Consider the following 14,785-nt stretch of genomic DNA (forward strand, 5'->3'; position numbering starts at 1 on the left):
TGACGCGAGGCCCCCACTGCTCGCGCGGATTGGGGGCCTCGGACCCGAGGGAAGGTGACGCCGTCGTGAGCTGATTCGAGGTGGCCGGTCCACCCATCGGACTGGTCTCCCTCGCCGAGGTCGAGCGTGCGCGAGATTCCCATGGCCCGAGTTCGGGCAGGTCGACGCACCTGTTCGGTTGCTCTATGTTGGGCAGTCGATGAAGCGAGATCCGCCCGGCAGCAAGGCGCCCTCGGCGCACATGGAGGGGCTCGGGTCCTCGCTGATGCATACCGTCCGCGTCTGGCAGGTCGCTCCGCTCCACCCCCGATGGACCGCCATGCTCCCCGTCCGGGCTGGAAGCGAGGAGGAGGCGCGGCGCCTGGTGGCCGAGGCGCTGGCGCGAAACCCGGACATGGGAGGGGGCCGCCGCGCAACGCAATCGGGTTGTTCGAGCCAGGGTCCGGCCGTCGTGGGCCGCGCTTCAACCTGAGTGACAGCACCCCGCTGCCGCCCGCGTCGCTCTACCTCGAGTTCATGCCGGCCGGCGCTGACATGGTGTACGCGCAGTACGCGCTGGCGCAGCGCATCCTCGAGAGTGCCGCGCCGCTGCTCGAGGATGCGCGCTGGTACGCCATCCTCACGCAGTGCGAGGATATCCTCGACTGCTGGGAGCTCACGGCGGGCCGGCTGCGCTACGAGCGTCACCTCACGGAGGAAGAGCAGGCCCGAGAGCTGCTGCAACAGCTCGAGCCGTCACTGCGGGGCCGACTGGACTGAGTCCCCATCGTCCTCCCGAAAGGCCATTCGAGGAGGACGTTCGACTTCAACGTGTTCGCCGGCGTGAGGTGTGGAGGCAGGCGGCGGGTCTTGCCGTACGTGCAGGGGGCTCCCATCCCTCCTATGCATTGACCGTCCCTCTTCCTCAGTCGCGCAGCAGCCGCTGCCCCGCGAGCACGTGCTCGACCCACGACTGTGACGAGCTGAGCGTGGGCGAAAGCCGAGCCGCGAGAGCATCTCCCTCGATGGGGTCCGGAATCGACGCCGGCAGATAGATGGCTCCTCTCTGACTCGGCCGCAGCCACGCGCCGACCTGGGCCTCACCGTGGACGACCAGATGCGTCGCATCCGTCCCATTTGTGACGAGATTGCCCGTCAGCTTGAGGTCCCCCTCGATGAACACCTGCGCCTCGTGTACCAACAAGAGGTCGCTCGCAATCAGCGAGCCCTTGATCCACAGCGGCACGTAGACGCCCACGTCGCGAATCACCAGCGGGCCGTCGACGATGACGTCCCCTTCGACGACGCACACCATCGGATCCTCATTGCCCACGTACGTCGGACCACTCAACGAGAGCGTGCCCTCGTGCACCACGAAGGTGACGTCACGTCCGCCGAAGAGGTCCTCGTAGTTGACCGAATCATCGCTGACCTCGATCAGGGAATAACGCTCGAGACCCACCTCCGTTGCCAGGGGTTCGAACCGCGCACCGGTGAGCGTCGTGTAGGGCTGGGCCTTTGGAGACATGAGGGATGAGTCTACAGCGCTGGCTCGAGCCCGTCTTCGTCACGCAGCTCCCCCAGCACCTCCCGAACGAGGTGCTCGGCATGCCCAACAACTTCATCCGCTAGAAGCAGATGTCGCGCACGTCTTCGTAGACCGCGTAGCTGGTGGGCAGGCCGTAGTAGAGGGTCATCGCCTGCTCACAGGTGAGACACGCCCCCTCCCCGCTCAGGGTCGAGTAGGCGCTGTTGGTGTAGAACTTCACGCGGTACAGAGAGTGGCAGATCGGGTGCAGGCCCTCCTCACGAGACGCGACGTCCTCCTCCACTTCAGAGGGAACGCCCGACCCACCACATCCCATCACCAGCAGCCCCGTCGCCAGCAACACGCCCCGGATGACCATCGCTCCCCACATGGATTTTTCTCCTGGAACTGAGTTCCCGATGTTCATTCCATTACAAGAGTAGCACTCGTCGAACAAGCCCTGGGCCCCTCCTTCCTCCGCGAGGAGCCTGGGCCTTGGATACCCTCCAGGAGACAACCTTCTCTGTCGCTGACCGGTGCGGCCCTTGCTTCCCCGCGGGTCGCCACGGCGACTGACGACCTCACGAGAAGATAGGGATTTCCCGCATGGCCATGCGCAGACATCGGGTTCATGATGCGAATGAATCCGGATGTCCGGGTCCAACCCCCAGGAGTGCGCGTATGACTTCGAAACTCATGCAGGGACTGCTGTTGGTGGCTGCACTGGCGTTCCCCACTGGAAGTGCACTGGCCTTCTGTCAGGACGGAGACACCCAGACGTGCCTCTGTCCCGACGGCTCGATGAGCGTGCGCTACTGCGTCAACAGCCGTTTTGGCCCCTGCGAATGTGGAGAAGGGCTGGGTGGATCGGCCCCATTGACCGAGGACGCGAGCGCGGCAGAGCAAGCGACGTCCGAAGCAAGCACGGCACAGGTATGCATCGAATCACTGACGCTCGAACAGTCGTCGGCGCCCTCCGGCACTCCGGGCTGAGTCCGAATGACCGGCCCCGACAATCCCTTCCAGGCCGCGCGTACAGTGTCGGCGTGAGCATGGGCTCGGACATCGTCGGCGAGTAGTGCGGGCCTTCCGTTTCACCCTCGTGCCCTGCGTGGGCCGCTTCAGGCCTGCCCACCACAGCTCCATGAAGTCGAAGCGGGGCTGTCGGTGGGCAACCTGGGGACTCGCGATTCATGTCGCGGCTGTCCTCACACTTCAGCCGAGCCGCATGGACAGCTCGACGTCCTCCGCGAATGGCGTCGAGAGATAGCCATTCCTCGGGTCTCGAACCCGCGCGAGGTAGTCGGGGCTGTCGTCGGCGTTGTCGGCGACGATGAGCGCCCCCGGACGGAGCTGGCCCTCGAGCATTCGCAGGATGTCCGGGTAGAGCGCCTTCGCCCCGTCGAGCAGGAGCAGGTCGACCCGCGGGGGGAGGTCGAGCGCGAGAGTCTTCAGTGCATCTCCTTCGCGAATCTCCACCAGGTCCGCGAGGCCTCCCGCTTCGAGGTTGCTTCGTGCACGAGCGACCTTCGACGGCTCGAATTCACTCGTGATGACGCGGCCCCCACCATTGTCGCGGAGGGCGGCGGCCAGATGCAGCGTGGAGATTCCGAACGACGTCCCGAACTCGACGATGGTCCTCGCGCCCGAACCGCGCGCCAGCATGTAGAGCAGGAGGCCCGTCTCGCGCGACACGGCCAGCGCGGCGTTCTTGAGCCGTCCGTAGAACTCCAGGTAGTCCGTCTTGCTTCGCATCATGCGCTCCCGCTCCTCGCGCGAGAGCGCCGCTATCTCCGGGATGGCGAGAGGCGACACCGCCTCGGCCTCCTCGAACAAGCGGTTGAGCAGGGGGGCGAGAGGGTTTTCGGTCAGCGTGGTCATCGGTTTCTCCGTTCCGTGCGGCATCAAGTGTGACGCTGGACAAAATGCGACGAATCATTCAGGTTCACAATTCGCATTGACGGGAGTGCGCATGAGCCCGCGACGAAGTCCTCGAATCTCCACGAGAAAAGAGCCCCAACAGGCGCGCTCGAACGAGCTCGTCGACGCGGTCCTCCGCGCGGCTATTCAGGTTCTCGCGAAGGAGGGGGCACCGCGCTTCACGATGGCACGCGTGGCCGAGAAGGCCGGCGTCAGCGTCGGGTCGCTGTACCAGTACTTCCCGAACAAAGCGGCGGTCCTCTTCCGACTCCAGACAGACGAGTGGAGACAGACGACAGCGCTCACTCGGAAGCTGCTCGAGGACACGACGCGTCCGCCGCTTGCACGGCTCCGCGCCCTCGTTCACACCTTCATCCAATCCGAGTGCGACGAGGCCGCGGTCCGTGTCGCGCTGAGTGACGCCGCGCCTCTCTATCGGGATGCGCCCGAAGCCCGCGAGGTGCGAGCCTCGAGCAAGGCCACGTTCGAGGGCTTCATGCGCGAGGCCCTGCCCACAACACCCAGACCGGCGCGCATGCTCGCGGGAGATCTCGTCATGACGACGCTCAGCGCGGTGGGGAAATCCTTCTCGGAGAGGCCTCGAACACCCTCGGAGATTGCCAGCTACTCCGATGCGTTGGCCGACATGCTCTGTGCGTACCTGGAGACACTCTCGGGGAAGGACATCGCTCCCTCGACCGCGGTCGACGCGGCACAGCCCCCTCCTTCACGACGCCCCTCGGCAAGGCGGCCGTGAGGCCTTTCGGCTGCCTCTCCGAACCCACCGCACACGATTCAGGGGCGGGTCCGGACCCGGACGCTACGCCAGCGCGATGACCGCGCGTTCACAGCCCACGTAGACCGTGCCGTCGGCGACGAGCGGCGCCGTCGTCACGCGGTAGGGCGCCTTCCACCGCCAGCGCTCTGTTCCCTCCCGAAACGTCCAGGCGTGGATGGCGTTGCCAGCCCCCATGTAGACGACGCCCCCTGCGATTGCCGGCGAGACCGTGGCGGCAGGCGACTTGTCGAGCGTGACTGACCAAAGCTCCTTCCCGGTCTTTTCGTTCAGTGCGTGGAGAATCGCGTGATCACCGGTGAAGCACACGACGCCATCCGCGACGGCGGGCGTCCCCCACAGCGCGCCGCGCGTCTCGTAGGCCCAACGCTCCTTGCCGCTGGCGAGGTCGAGCGCGCGAAGGCGCTTCCCCATGCCGGACAGGGCATAGACCGTGCTGCCGTTGATGGCGGGCGCTCCGCCATGGCCCATCGCACCGGCCTTCGCCGACCATCGCTCGACTCCCGTGGCGCGGTCGAGCGCGACGACGTGGCCCTCGGCGAAGCCCTGGCTGGTCCCGACGACGACGTACTCGCGCGTCACGCTGACCGCGGACTGCACGCTCTCACCACGGCGCAGCTGCACGCGCCATCGCTCGGCTCCCGTGCGCGCGTCGATGGCGACCACCTCACCGAGCCGCGTTCCCACGTAGACGTCATCGTCGACAACGATGGGAGAGGAGGTCGCCTCGGCGTCGCACGAGACGCTCCAGCGGATGGCGTGCGTGCCCAGGTCAACGGCGTGGCACTGCCCGCCACCGACGACGAAGAGCAACCCATGCGCAACCATCGGATTCGAGATGCTCTCGGGAACGCCCCCTCCGACCCGCACGTTCCACAGCTCCTTTCCCTTCGAGAGGTCGAGCGCGTAGAGCTTGTCGTTATCGAAGTTCGCGAACAGCACGCCATCATGGATTGCAGGCGTGTTGCGAGTGGTCACGGGCGAACTCGGCGCGAACTTCCAGCGGGCCCTCTTGACCACGAGAGGTCCCGCTCCCTCGAAGTGACCGGTCCGCGCGGCATTGGCGCCAAAGAAGAGGGAGCGAGATGAGTCTGACACGGGAGGTTCTCCGGCTTGGGTGGGCAGCGGGGCCGCGGCGTCACGCCAGGAGCGCGGCTGGAGGTGATTCGTCGCGCCAGGCGTGGCGCTGGGTGCGGCCGGTGAGTCGGCCAAGGACGCGAGCGGTACGACTTGAATGGGAAGCTGCTCGAGTGACGATTCCAAGTCCAGGGCCCGGCGGGAGCTTGAGACGCCGGCCCGCGCCCCCAAGTAGCTCTCACCCGGCCCCTGTCGGCCTCACATCAATTTCCCGTCAACACCACCAGGTTCGCGCGCACCGTCTGGCCTTCAGCGCCCTCGAAGGGCACCGGCTCACTGGGTCGATTGAGCACCTCGATGGCGCCGGCCCCGGGCGGGACCCGCAGGACATAGGTCCCGTCCGTCGAGAGCGTCCCGAAGTGGTCCTCTCCATCGATTCGCGCGAGCACGCCGCCCGACTCCAGGGGCAGGCCCCGGGCATCCCTCACCACGCCTTCCAGCGTGAGCCCGGGCGACAGACGCAGGTGCGCGGTGTCGACACCCGCGGGGATGAGCCGCCGCGTCCTCGGCCACTCGTGATGTTGGATCTCCAGCAGGAAGGGCTCGTCGGGAACGCCTGAGAGATAGAGACTTCCATCCGGATAGGTGGCTCCGAAGCAGACATCCGGCCCGTCACGTCCGGGCAGCTCGGGCCATCTGCACCGCACCGTGGCCTCCCAGAGCCCCTGCCCGTTCGGTGCCTCCACGCGCCCCGTGAGCAGCCGCCCCATCCCCAGCTTGATGTCCCCGATACGGACTGTCGCCCCGGCGCGAGGCGCGAGCTTCCGGAGCTCGGGAGCGAACCCCTCCGCGGAGATGCTCACGTACAGGGGCTTGTTCCCTTCGACAGGGAAGGACAAGGAGAAGCGCCCCTGCGCGTTCTCGAATGACTGGTGCGCCACCTGGAAGGACGGGATGGGACGGCCCCGAGCATCCACCACCCGGCCACTCACCCGGACCGCGTCGCGGACACTCGCCTCGCGCTTCGATACGAGCCGGACCGGCTCGGGCTGCTCATCCAGGACCTTCACCCGCTGCGATTCGTCATGGCCCTGCGCGTCCGCGAACACACTCGCCTCGCCCGGCGGAACGTGCTCGAACGCGAAGCCCCCGTTGCGCGCCGTCGCCCGGCGAATCAGCAGCTTCGTCCCTCCTGTCAGCTCCAGGTTGAGTTCCGCGTGCCCGCCCTGGATGGCCACGCCGCGCTCGTCGACGAGCCGGCCACGAAAGCGGCGAGCGCCTTGGAGGTCCAACGTGAGCGTCCGCGCTTCGCCCTCGAAGCGAAACTCACGGGAGACCCTCCGATACTCCTCCAGCACGTCGAAGCTCAAGGACACGAGGTACCTGCCGGGAACCATCCCATCGAAGCTCGCGCGCCCTGCTTCATCCGGACGCCGAGCCCTGGAGGAGGTTCGGACATCGCGGTGCCCGAGCGGCCCGTCCACGTGCACCCATATCGGATGAGTCAATCCCTTGGGGAGCACGACGGCGACAGTCAATCGCCCACCCGCGGGCACCTCCCAGCGCACCTTCTGTGAGGGAATCACCACCTCGCCCAGCGCGGAGAGCCGGTCCTTGGGCTCGACCAGGAAGGAATAGCGGCCCCGCGCCAGCTCCGGCAGCTCGAAGGAGCCGTCGGCCCGCGTCTGGGCCGAGAGCGGCGGCGGCCAGAAACACGTCGAGGGGAAGCCCACTCGGCCGTAGTGCTTGAGGTGAATCCAGGCGCCGACCACGGGCTTCCCATCGCTGTCGACGACCTCGCCCCGCAGCGTCTCCGAGCGCTCGAGGACCACGTCCAGCGGGGCCACCACCGAGACGGGGGCGATGTACCGCGACACGTGCTCGGGAGCATTCACCAGGACCGCGATGGGCGAGAACCCGGGCACAGGCACCTCGAACCCGCCGTCCTCGCCGGTGAGCACCTCCTGGTACTTCAGCAGCCCGAGGCGCTGCTGGATTCCTGCTCGGACCCGAACGCCCTTCAGGGGAGTGCCGGCCGCCCCGCGCACACGGCCCTTCACGACCCGGGGCGGTGCCAGCTCGATTCCCACGAAGCGCTCGTTGCCCATCACCATCGTCACTCTCTGGGTCCCCAGTTCGGAGCCACGCGTCGCTGTCAGGCCCCATGGTGCGCCGGCCACGCCTCGGAACACGAAGTGGCCTCGCGCGTCGGTGCGGGTGCTCAGGACGTGCTCACGGAAGGTGGCTCGCACCTCCACGTCGGGCACCGGCCCCGAGGAGGAGACGACGAGCCCCTCGATGAAATGGGGCCCCCTGGCCGAGGGCTCCTCGGCCACCGCGGACGTCAAGAGCAGGACCGACAGGACCCACAACGCGTGATGGAAAAGACGAAGGCGCATGCCACCTCCGAGGCCACTCTACCCTCGCCTGCCCATTGAGGTGCTCGCGCGATTCGTCGGGGCCATCAGTCGGTAGGGCCGCGCGCGCCCCGGACAGCGTCGGCCAGTTCACGCACGGGCGTCAGCAATCCATACAGCTCGATGGAGGTGCGCGGGACGGCGATCACCTCCACCGTCAGGACGCCGCTCTCGATGGAGAAGGTCTCGAAGACGTGGGCCAGGTTCAGCAGGGGCCGCCGCATTTCCGCGTTGAGGAGGAAGGCGCGGGCCTTGGGAGTGACGTTCCTCAGGTCCAACGCTTTATCGAGGCCGGCATCTCCAACATCCTCGTCTTTCACGCCGAACAGTCGGAGGAACGTGTCGCCCAGCGTCTCGGGCCGGATGGTCACCTCGCGCGGAAAGCCGTCACCCAGCCCGTGCCGGATGATGGTGACGATGTGGAAACTCCTGCCAAAGCCCCGGTGCTCGGTCTCCACGGTAATCGTCCGCCCGGCGTGGCGGCCCTTCATCACCAGCGTCCCCGCGGAGTACATGAACCCGGACGTCGCAGTGAAGGACCAGCCGCGAGTGTTGGCGAAGTCCTGCCAGGTCTGGAGTTGCTGCGTCCAGTGCCGCCAACGGACGTAGCCAATGACACTCGCTACCCCAAGGCCGACTCCGAAGACGCTGGCGAAGATGCCAATTTGTGTCCAGGTCATTCCCGTAAGCATCCCCGTTCGGCCCGTATCTGCCAACCCCTCCGCGCGCGGGCCCCCGGACGGGACGCCGCGGGGAAGCACCTTTCTGGCAAGGACGACCCCGTGCCTTCCAGCTGGGATGGAAGGCTCCGCGGGCAGGACCGAGCGGGCCCCACCCCTCGCATGCGTCGCGGCCCCCACCAGCCTCAGGGGCAGAGCAGCTCGACGGACTTGATGCGCATCACGCCATCGACGTTCGGGTCGTTGGTCTGGTCGCCGATGGCGATGTTCCCGTCCGCCATGAAGTTGTTCCGCGTGAGCTTCGCGACGCCGTCGATGCTCACCGTGGCCACCTTCGCCGCATCCACCGCCAGTTCGTAGACATGATACCCGCCGCTGATCACCGGGAACGCCGCGGACTGCGTGTCGTCCGCCCAGCCGATCGCCGCGCTGTCGAGGTAGATCATCTGCGAACGGTCCACGGAGTTGCCGAACGGCGACGTGAAGCTCCCCAGGATGGCGGCGCCGCTGTCGAGCTGGTTGTGGCGGCTCGCCGACTCGACTTGCGCCGTCACCACGAGCTTGAAGGGTTTCGTTGCGTCGACCACGTTCGCCCGCGTGAGGAGCAACTGCCCGCTCGTCCGCGCTCCGCTGTTCGTCGACGTCTCCAGGCGAACGAAGTCCTCGCCGTACGTGAGCGTGTTCGGCGCCTGGGTGATCGCCCTCCAACCTTGCGCCGTGATGTCTTCACCGCCGACCAGCAGGGGAATGCTCCCCCGCGCCGACCACTGCGTCGTCGACGTCGTGGGCAGACACGCCTCGCAAGCGTTCGCCGGGTTCGGTGTGCCTTCGTCGTAGAGGCTGCCGTCAATGAAGCACTTCGGGCCGCACGCGCCCGCCGAGCAGACCTGTCCCGCGCCGCACTGCGTCCCGTCCGCCCGTGGCGTCCACGCGGTCGCGGAGGTCTCAGGTACGCACTGTTCGCACGCGTTCGCCGCGTTCACCGTCCCTGACGCGACCTGCTGGCCGTCAATCTGACAGCGCAGGACGCAGACGCCCCCTTCACAGCCCTGGCCAGCCGCGCAGGCATTGCCGCAGCCACCGCAGTGCGCCGGGTCGGCCCCGGTGTTCACACAGGAGCCGCCACACAGCACGACTCCGCCGCCGTCGCACTGCTCCGGCACGGACGCGTCGGGTGGATCGACGGGAGGCGGAGTGGAGTCCTTCCCGCAAGCAACGATGACGCCGAGCACGACGATGCAGGAGAGAACGCTGGAACGAATCGAGACCATGAAGCCCGCCACCTTGCGCAACGACACGCCCTCGCGGCGTGTGCTCGTGAAGTGGTGAAGCTTGGAGCGCACGCGCGCGGGTGAATCAAGGCCTTTTCCAGCAGCGGTCGCTGGGACGACAGGCGCGCGGGTCGAAGCGACAGGAGGAGTGAAGGCTTCGATGAGTTGAGGTCGGTTGCTGAACAGAAACGCGCGCCGGGACGCAGGTCCGGGCCTGCCACGTCAACCACTCCTCCTGCCGCGCCAGCTCCACGTTCACCCTCCGCGTCCGCGCCGTAGCCAGCAGCAGCGCCTCCGCGCCTGCCGTCCATGGGGACGATGACAAACTGGCGCCGACCCTCTCACCCCGCTCCCGAGCAACGACACATTTCAATCCGCCAGTTCACTGGCCGCGCCAAGTCATTGCACATATTCGAAGCGCAGCGCGCTCGCGCCGCCCCCCGAGGACAGCTCGCTGTTGGACGTGTAGGCCCAACCGCCATCGGAGAGCGCGAAGCAGGCGCCCCCGTCCGGCGCGGAATGCCACGTGTAGCCCGTGCTCGCCACGGCCCGCCCCGAGCGCGCGAGGATGCGCGACGAGAACCCCGCCGGCAGTCTCACCCCGTTGGCATCCGGCGAGCCGGACATGGCCCCGTACGGGCTCGGCCCCGGCTGCGCGGGCGCGGCATACGCCCCCTTCCAGAATCCAGGTCCCATGCCCAGCGCCCCGCCACCCAGCGCGGAGAGACGAAGGAAGTCACGACGGTCCAATCGCATACAGAATCCTCCTTGAACGTCCTGAACCCGGTCTACAAACCCATGCAGTTGGCGTAGTACGTCACCGTGCCCGGCCAGTCGCTGAAGATGCCGATGACACCCACGTGCCGGGCGAGCACGTCGACCGCGACGAGCATGTCGCCGTCGTTGTTGATGGCCTGCTTGACGGACTGGAAATAGAAGCCGCCGCCTTTCGCCAGCGGGCCGTCACGCTCCAGGGACCAGGCGATGATGTCCAGACCCGCGGCCCTCGCCGCCCTGGCGTACGCGGACGGGATGATTCTCCCCTGCGCATCCAGCGTGAGCAGCACGTAGATGGGAGGCGCGATGACCTCCACGCCCGACGCGGCCAGTTCGTCCATGCCCGGCACCCAGGTGCTCGGGTCGTTCGGATCGAACCGCGTGCCCGGAATCTCATAGCGCCCGTCCAGGTAGACAGCCTGCCTGCCGAACTGCGGCTCGCGCTGAATCCAGTACTTCACGTCGTCGAGGTTGAAGGACTGCGGCCACACCTGGCTCGGGTGGACACGGGCCTGCTTGTACTCGTCCAGCATCTGCTGGGCGTAGGCGGCCTGCGTATAGGTGCCCTGGTACGGCATGGGGACACTCGGGGCCTTCAGCTCCGGAGTGAACTTCGTGCCCAGGCGTTTGAAGAGCTCGATGCTCTCCTTGTGGGACAGGACCGTGCCACACGCGGAATAGAGGTCCGTGCGCCAGGGAGCCGTTCCACCCAGGTACTGCGCCACCGTGGCCGCCGAGGGGTTGGCGGCGTCCATCTTCCCGCACAACTGCTTGAACTCGGTGAGCGTGATGTCGCTGGTGCAGCAGAGCGCGGAGGCGGGCTTGCCGTTGGTGGGGTCCGCCGGCTGGAAGGGCTGCGTGCACTTCGCCGCCAGCGCGGGAATGGCGAGGATGTTCGTCGTGGTGTGCAGGTCGCACTGCGAATGCCGGCACACCAACTGCCGGTCCTTCGTGAAGGTGACGTCGCACTCGAGGATGCCCGCGCCCATGCGCGCGGCGGCCTCGTAGGACTCCTTCGTGTGCTCCGGGAACTGGAGCGGCGCGCCGCGATGGCCGATGGAGAACTCCGTCCGGGAGAACGGCCCCTCCGAGCACTGCTGGAGCCTGCGCTTCAGGGGGCTCTCATCCATGTCCTCGACCAGGTAGTAGGGACGAGCGCCCACCTGGACGTTGAGTCGGCGCGGCGGCGCGTGCTCCGACCGGGATTCCTCGGCCGCGCGCACCGCGAGCGCGTCGTCTCCGGCGGGGGCCGCACCGGGAATCGTGATGCACGCGGCGAGCGTCGCCGCGAGGAGCGTCACCAATCTTCGGGGATACATGAGAGTTCCTGCTCCTTCATGGGTTGCTGGACATCCAGGTCCGCGCAAGATGCACCCTCCTTCCCCGGCGGAAACGTCAAGGTTGAGCGACGATTCTCTCAAGAACATGCCACGACGCGAGCAGAGCGGCGTCGCGCGGTGCCTCGGCCGGGAAACCAGGGCCACTCCGTTTGTCACAATGACTTGTGACAACGAGGTGTCCCCCGGTGTTTCCGTACCCGGCGCGGGGTGAGACGTACTCGAAGCAACCGGCTTTCCCTCTCGCCGAGCTCACCCTTGCGGTTTGAACACGCGCTGGGTGGACGGAGGGTATGCCGCGAGCTTGCTGGCGGGCCGACGCGGGCGCGTCGTGAGTTCGCCGCCGCAGTTGGGGCAGATGCCCTTCAGTCGCTCCGTCGCGCAGCTCACGCAGAACGTGCACTCGAAGGTGCAGATGCGGGCATCCGTCGAGTCGGGTGGCAGGTCGCGATCACAGCACTCACAGCCTGGACGCATTTGAAGCACGTAACCTCCTTGGACGCAGGACCCGAAAAGAGCACGGAAAAGGGGAGCGGGTCATCACCCACTGACCCCAGCCGCCCGGGGACCTTCCCCCCGAAGGGCGACCAGCCGCGGTAAGTGGTTGCCGTGGGTCCACTTCACGCCCCTGAAGCGCGCCTTTGTCCCACGCGCCCGGCGATTGTCACTCAAGGCCACAATCACTACCATGCTCGCGCCACTCACAGGAGAGGTGTCCATGCACCGTTCGCTTGCTGGAGTCGCTGTTGCCACCGCGATGTCGCTGTCCTCCGCGGTGCTGGCCGAGGAGCCTCGCGCATCCGAACCCCAGGGATTGAATGTCTCCAGTGCCATGCCGGCCTGCTTCGTGGACACGCCAAACTGGGATTACCTTTCCGCATATGCCTGCTCCGCCATTGGCAGCGCGTACTCGACGATTGTCTCCTGGGGCGTCCTCGGGATTGACCAGACGGGTGGCCGCTACACCATCCAGTTCCTCGACTCCTGCTACGGGCATGGCGACTACCAGGACACGGGCTATAGCTGCATGACCGTCATCAACAAGTACGACACGCTGACGCAGCGCATCCGCGTCTACGACAACTTGACGGGCCAGTGGTCCGCCACCCTCACCGCGACCGCCTCGTACTACGGCGACGACTAGCGAAGTCCCTGCGTGCCGCGCGGGCCCCACACATGGGCCCGCATGGTCCACCGCTACGACATGGCCCTCCGGATTCCGGCCTCATTGTCGCGCAGGGTGCTCTCCAGATGTGCGCGCGCCCATGCCTGGCCCCCTGCCAGTCCCTGCCTGAAAGCAGCCGCGCCCCCTGCCCAGTTCTCGGCCGCGAGGTCGATGACTCGTTCCTGGATGCCCCTGGGCAACCCGCCAAAGTCGAGCGCTCCATTGCCCCCCGCTTGCGCCTCCCATGGGGCCGGGACCACCTCTTGCCGCATCACGAACGAGCCAGGCTCGCCTTCACGTGAGCCGCGAACCGCCAATCTCGTGAACTCAGGGTTCAACCGCCTCAGTTCGGTCCGCCGCTCCTCGGTCGTCATCCCCCTCCACGGATTGCCCTTGATCAATGGCTCCTGGCCCCGCTGCGTTGCGCGGGTCGCGATGTAGCGTTCAAGGCTGACACCCGGCGGCAGGAGGACGAGCAATTCCGTCTCACTTTGAGACAGCTCGGTCGAGCCAGGATACAGGTACTCGTCAGGCACATCGAACCAGACATCATGGCGGGCGCCCTGCAGGATATCACCCACGCCACTCTCCGAGTCGTCAGTCCCCCAGGAAAGGGAGTAGGGGTTGACAGCCACGGAGACAAAGGGCGTTTCGTCCCCCAGCATTCCCTGACCATGCCTGTCAATCGCTTGCAGAATCCCCGCTCGCCCGCCACCGACCAGCTCGCGATGAAGCCTGGCATAGGCCTCGGGGTCCTGGGCCCCCAGCTTCGAGATATAATCACTCTCTTTTCCAGCATCCATCCAACGGACCACGCGCATCAACTGGATTGGCGCGGCCCCCTGCGTCCCGGTCATCCGCTGCACGGGAGGTTCGTGGAGCGAGCCCGCCATCATGGGCTGAAGGGTGGCCCTGTCGCCCATGACCTGCGCCTCTGACTCCAGCGCGGGCGAGTCATTCACCGGCGCGCCGTTGAAGTCCCGGGTGGGAGTCACCCTGCCCTGCTTCTGCTGCACCACGTGCCAGGCCTCATGGGGCAGGTGTTGCTCCTGGCCCGGTCCCACATGGATGTCCGCCCCCTGGGTGTACGCAAGCGCCTGAAGCTGTGCCGGCCTGGTGGAGTTGTAGTGAACGCGTACGTCATCCAGGCTCACGCCGGAGAGCGACTCAATGCCAGTCTTGAGTTCATCCGACATGCCGGTCCTGTTTGCCTCAACCGGCTTCCGCTGCGCGGTGCCCCCATGCTGGAGCCGCGCCTTCATCTGCACCAACCGCTGAACACGAGGGCTCTGGGTGGCGGTGTCCTGAATGGCGCTGAGCCGGCTCACAGGATGCGAGGAGTTCGCCAGACATTGGACTGTCGTGCCACCCTGGCCTTGCCCCCGCGCGGCGTCGTGAATCGTCGCCAGGTCCTTCGGAATCCTGGGGGTGTAGGCACTCATGCAAGAGGAGCCTTTTCAAGACAGCGTGGGAGCACGCCAGTGTGGAGGCTCGCACGACACAAAGACAGTAGCGGTCAGGTCGCCCCCATCCGCCCAGACCCGCGGAGGCGGAACGCCAGCGCCACGAGCCGCCCGGCAGCCCTGACGGTACCTGCCCGAACACAAAGGAGCCCCACGGTGTCATCGATGTCCCGCGACCCAGGCGAGTCCGTCATCACCCCCTCGACACCCCAGGTCACGCCCCGCTCCTCCAGACAGACGGGGAATTTCAGGACTCCAGTTGAACCACAATGTTCCATCCCCGCTGTCGTGGCAACGAGGGATGTCTGCTAGAAAGCAGTGCAACCCCGCGAACGCAGGCACTGCCGCGCGGGGGCCGCCCGCTGGACGGAGACA

At 66.8% G+C, this 14,785-nt stretch carries 15 protein-coding genes; 4 read left to right on the forward strand and 11 right to left on the reverse strand.

The genetic code is table 11. From position 1 onward, the window contains the following. Positions 1–426 precede the first annotated feature (426 nt). The gene (locus HUA74_RS19735) at positions 427–759 is read left to right on the forward strand and encodes a hypothetical protein (protein WP_174455739.1); all 333 of its coding nucleotides are present in this window, start codon (positions 427–429) and stop codon (positions 757–759) included. 145 nt (positions 760–904) lie between these two features. On the opposite strand, the gene HUA74_RS19740 is transcribed toward HUA74_RS19735, so the two are convergent. Next, on the reverse strand, positions 905–1,507 hold the full coding sequence (locus tag HUA74_RS19740; protein WP_174455740.1) for a hypothetical protein: 603 nt from the start codon (positions 1,505–1,507) through the stop codon (positions 905–907). A gap of 100 nt (positions 1,508–1,607) precedes the next feature. Next, on the reverse strand, positions 1,608–1,898 hold the full coding sequence (locus tag HUA74_RS19745; RefSeq protein ID WP_174455741.1) for a hypothetical protein: 291 nt from the start codon (positions 1,896–1,898) through the stop codon (positions 1,608–1,610). A gap of 290 nt (positions 1,899–2,188) precedes the next feature. On the opposite strand from HUA74_RS19745, the gene HUA74_RS19750 reads away from it, so the two are divergent. Next, the gene (locus HUA74_RS19750) at positions 2,189–2,500 is read left to right on the forward strand and encodes a hypothetical protein (protein ID WP_174455742.1); all 312 of its coding nucleotides are present in this window, start codon (positions 2,189–2,191) and stop codon (positions 2,498–2,500) included. Positions 2,501–2,722: 222 nt separating this feature from the next. Here the strand turns inward: HUA74_RS19750 and HUA74_RS19755 are convergent, their stop codons facing one another. Continuing rightward, on the reverse strand, positions 2,723–3,388 hold the full coding sequence (locus HUA74_RS19755) for an O-methyltransferase (RefSeq protein ID WP_174455743.1): 666 nt from the start codon (positions 3,386–3,388) through the stop codon (positions 2,723–2,725). Here HUA74_RS19755 and HUA74_RS19760 point away from each other — a divergent pair. Then, entirely contained in the window at positions 3,381–4,184 is an 804-nt protein-coding gene (locus tag HUA74_RS19760; RefSeq protein ID WP_371817269.1) for a TetR family transcriptional regulator, read from the forward strand. The two genes, HUA74_RS19755 and HUA74_RS19760, sit on opposite strands and share 8 nt — an antisense overlap. Before the next feature lie 63 nt (positions 4,185–4,247). Here the strand turns inward: HUA74_RS19760 and HUA74_RS19765 are convergent, their stop codons facing one another. The 7 genes from HUA74_RS19765 to HUA74_RS19795 all read right to left on the reverse strand — a co-directional run bounded on the left by HUA74_RS19765 (position 4,248) and on the right by HUA74_RS19795 (position 12,259). Beyond that, positions 4,248–5,321 carry a PQQ-binding-like beta-propeller repeat protein gene (locus HUA74_RS19765; protein ID WP_371817270.1) on the reverse strand — a complete coding sequence of 358 codons (1,074 nt, stop codon included), beginning with the start codon at positions 5,319–5,321 and terminating at the stop codon, positions 4,248–4,250. A gap of 242 nt (positions 5,322–5,563) precedes the next feature. Then, positions 5,564–7,699, reverse strand: coding sequence for a carboxypeptidase-like regulatory domain-containing protein (locus tag HUA74_RS19770; RefSeq protein ID WP_174455745.1), 2,136 nt, complete (start codon positions 7,697–7,699; stop codon positions 5,564–5,566). A 65-nt stretch (positions 7,700–7,764) separates the two neighbouring features. Continuing rightward, positions 7,765–8,397, reverse strand: coding sequence for a hypothetical protein (locus HUA74_RS19775; protein ID WP_254625138.1), 633 nt, complete (start codon positions 8,395–8,397; stop codon positions 7,765–7,767). Positions 8,398–8,582: 185 nt separating this feature from the next. Beyond that, positions 8,583–9,740: a hypothetical protein gene (locus tag HUA74_RS19780; protein WP_371817271.1), complete on the reverse strand. Its 1,158-nt coding sequence runs from the start codon at positions 9,738–9,740 to the stop codon at positions 8,583–8,585. A gap of 327 nt (positions 9,741–10,067) precedes the next feature. Further along, positions 10,068–10,424, reverse strand: a complete 357-nt coding sequence (locus HUA74_RS19785) for a twin-arginine translocation signal domain-containing protein (protein ID WP_174455747.1) — start codon at positions 10,422–10,424, stop codon at positions 10,068–10,070. Between the two features lie 32 nt (positions 10,425–10,456). After that, positions 10,457–11,764 carry a glycerophosphodiester phosphodiesterase family protein gene (locus HUA74_RS19790; RefSeq protein WP_174455748.1) on the reverse strand — a complete coding sequence of 436 codons (1,308 nt, stop codon included), beginning with the start codon at positions 11,762–11,764 and terminating at the stop codon, positions 10,457–10,459. A 270-nt stretch (positions 11,765–12,034) separates the two neighbouring features. Next, positions 12,035–12,259, reverse strand: a complete 225-nt coding sequence (locus HUA74_RS19795) for a DUF1272 domain-containing protein (RefSeq protein ID WP_217440736.1) — start codon at positions 12,257–12,259, stop codon at positions 12,035–12,037. 241 nt (positions 12,260–12,500) lie between these two features. On the opposite strand from HUA74_RS19795, the gene HUA74_RS19800 reads away from it, so the two are divergent. Next, positions 12,501–12,926, forward strand: a complete 426-nt coding sequence (locus HUA74_RS19800; RefSeq protein WP_174455750.1) for a hypothetical protein — start codon at positions 12,501–12,503, stop codon at positions 12,924–12,926. Positions 12,927–12,979: 53 nt separating this feature from the next. On the opposite strand, the gene HUA74_RS19805 is transcribed toward HUA74_RS19800, so the two are convergent. After that, positions 12,980–14,209 carry a DUF4157 domain-containing protein gene (locus HUA74_RS19805; protein WP_254625157.1) on the reverse strand — a complete coding sequence of 410 codons (1,230 nt, stop codon included), beginning with the start codon at positions 14,207–14,209 and terminating at the stop codon, positions 12,980–12,982. Between the last annotated feature and the right edge of the window lie 576 nt (positions 14,210–14,785).

Source organism: Myxococcus sp. CA051A (genome assembly GCF_013336705.1).
Taxonomy (GTDB): Bacteria; Myxococcota; Myxococcia; order Myxococcales; family Myxococcaceae; genus Myxococcus; species Myxococcus llanfairpwllgwyngyllgogerychwyrndrobwllllantysiliogogogochensis.

Bases quoted from the DNA above. Each gene is read 5' to 3' on its own strand.
- HUA74_RS19800 (WP_174455750.1), top strand. From the start codon at position 12,501: ATGCACCGTTCGCTTGCTGGAGTCGCTGTTGCCACCGCGATGTCGCTG.
- HUA74_RS19745 (WP_174455741.1), bottom strand. From the start codon at position 1,898: ATGTGGGGAGCGATGGTCATCCGGGGCGTGTTGCTGGCGACGGGGCTG.
- HUA74_RS19785 (WP_174455747.1), bottom strand. From the start codon at position 10,424: ATGCGATTGGACCGTCGTGACTTCCTTCGTCTCTCCGCGCTGGGTGGC.
- HUA74_RS19770 (WP_174455745.1), bottom strand. From the start codon at position 7,699: ATGCGCCTTCGTCTTTTCCATCACGCGTTGTGGGTCCTGTCGGTCCTG.
- HUA74_RS19750 (WP_174455742.1), top strand. From the start codon at position 2,189: ATGACTTCGAAACTCATGCAGGGACTGCTGTTGGTGGCTGCACTGGCG.
- HUA74_RS19805 (WP_254625157.1), bottom strand. From the start codon at position 14,209: ATGAAGGCGCGGCTCCAGCATGGGGGCACCGCGCAGCGGAAGCCGGTT.
- HUA74_RS19790 (WP_174455748.1), bottom strand. From the start codon at position 11,764: ATGTATCCCCGAAGATTGGTGACGCTCCTCGCGGCGACGCTCGCCGCG.
- HUA74_RS19775 (WP_254625138.1), bottom strand. From the start codon at position 8,397: ATGACCTGGACACAAATTGGCATCTTCGCCAGCGTCTTCGGAGTCGGC.
- HUA74_RS19740 (WP_174455740.1), bottom strand. From the start codon at position 1,507: ATGTCTCCAAAGGCCCAGCCCTACACGACGCTCACCGGTGCGCGGTTC.
- HUA74_RS19755 (WP_174455743.1), bottom strand. From the start codon at position 3,388: ATGACCACGCTGACCGAAAACCCTCTCGCCCCCCTGCTCAACCGCTTG.
- HUA74_RS19795 (WP_217440736.1), bottom strand. From the start codon at position 12,259: ATGCGTCCAGGCTGTGAGTGCTGTGATCGCGACCTGCCACCCGACTCG.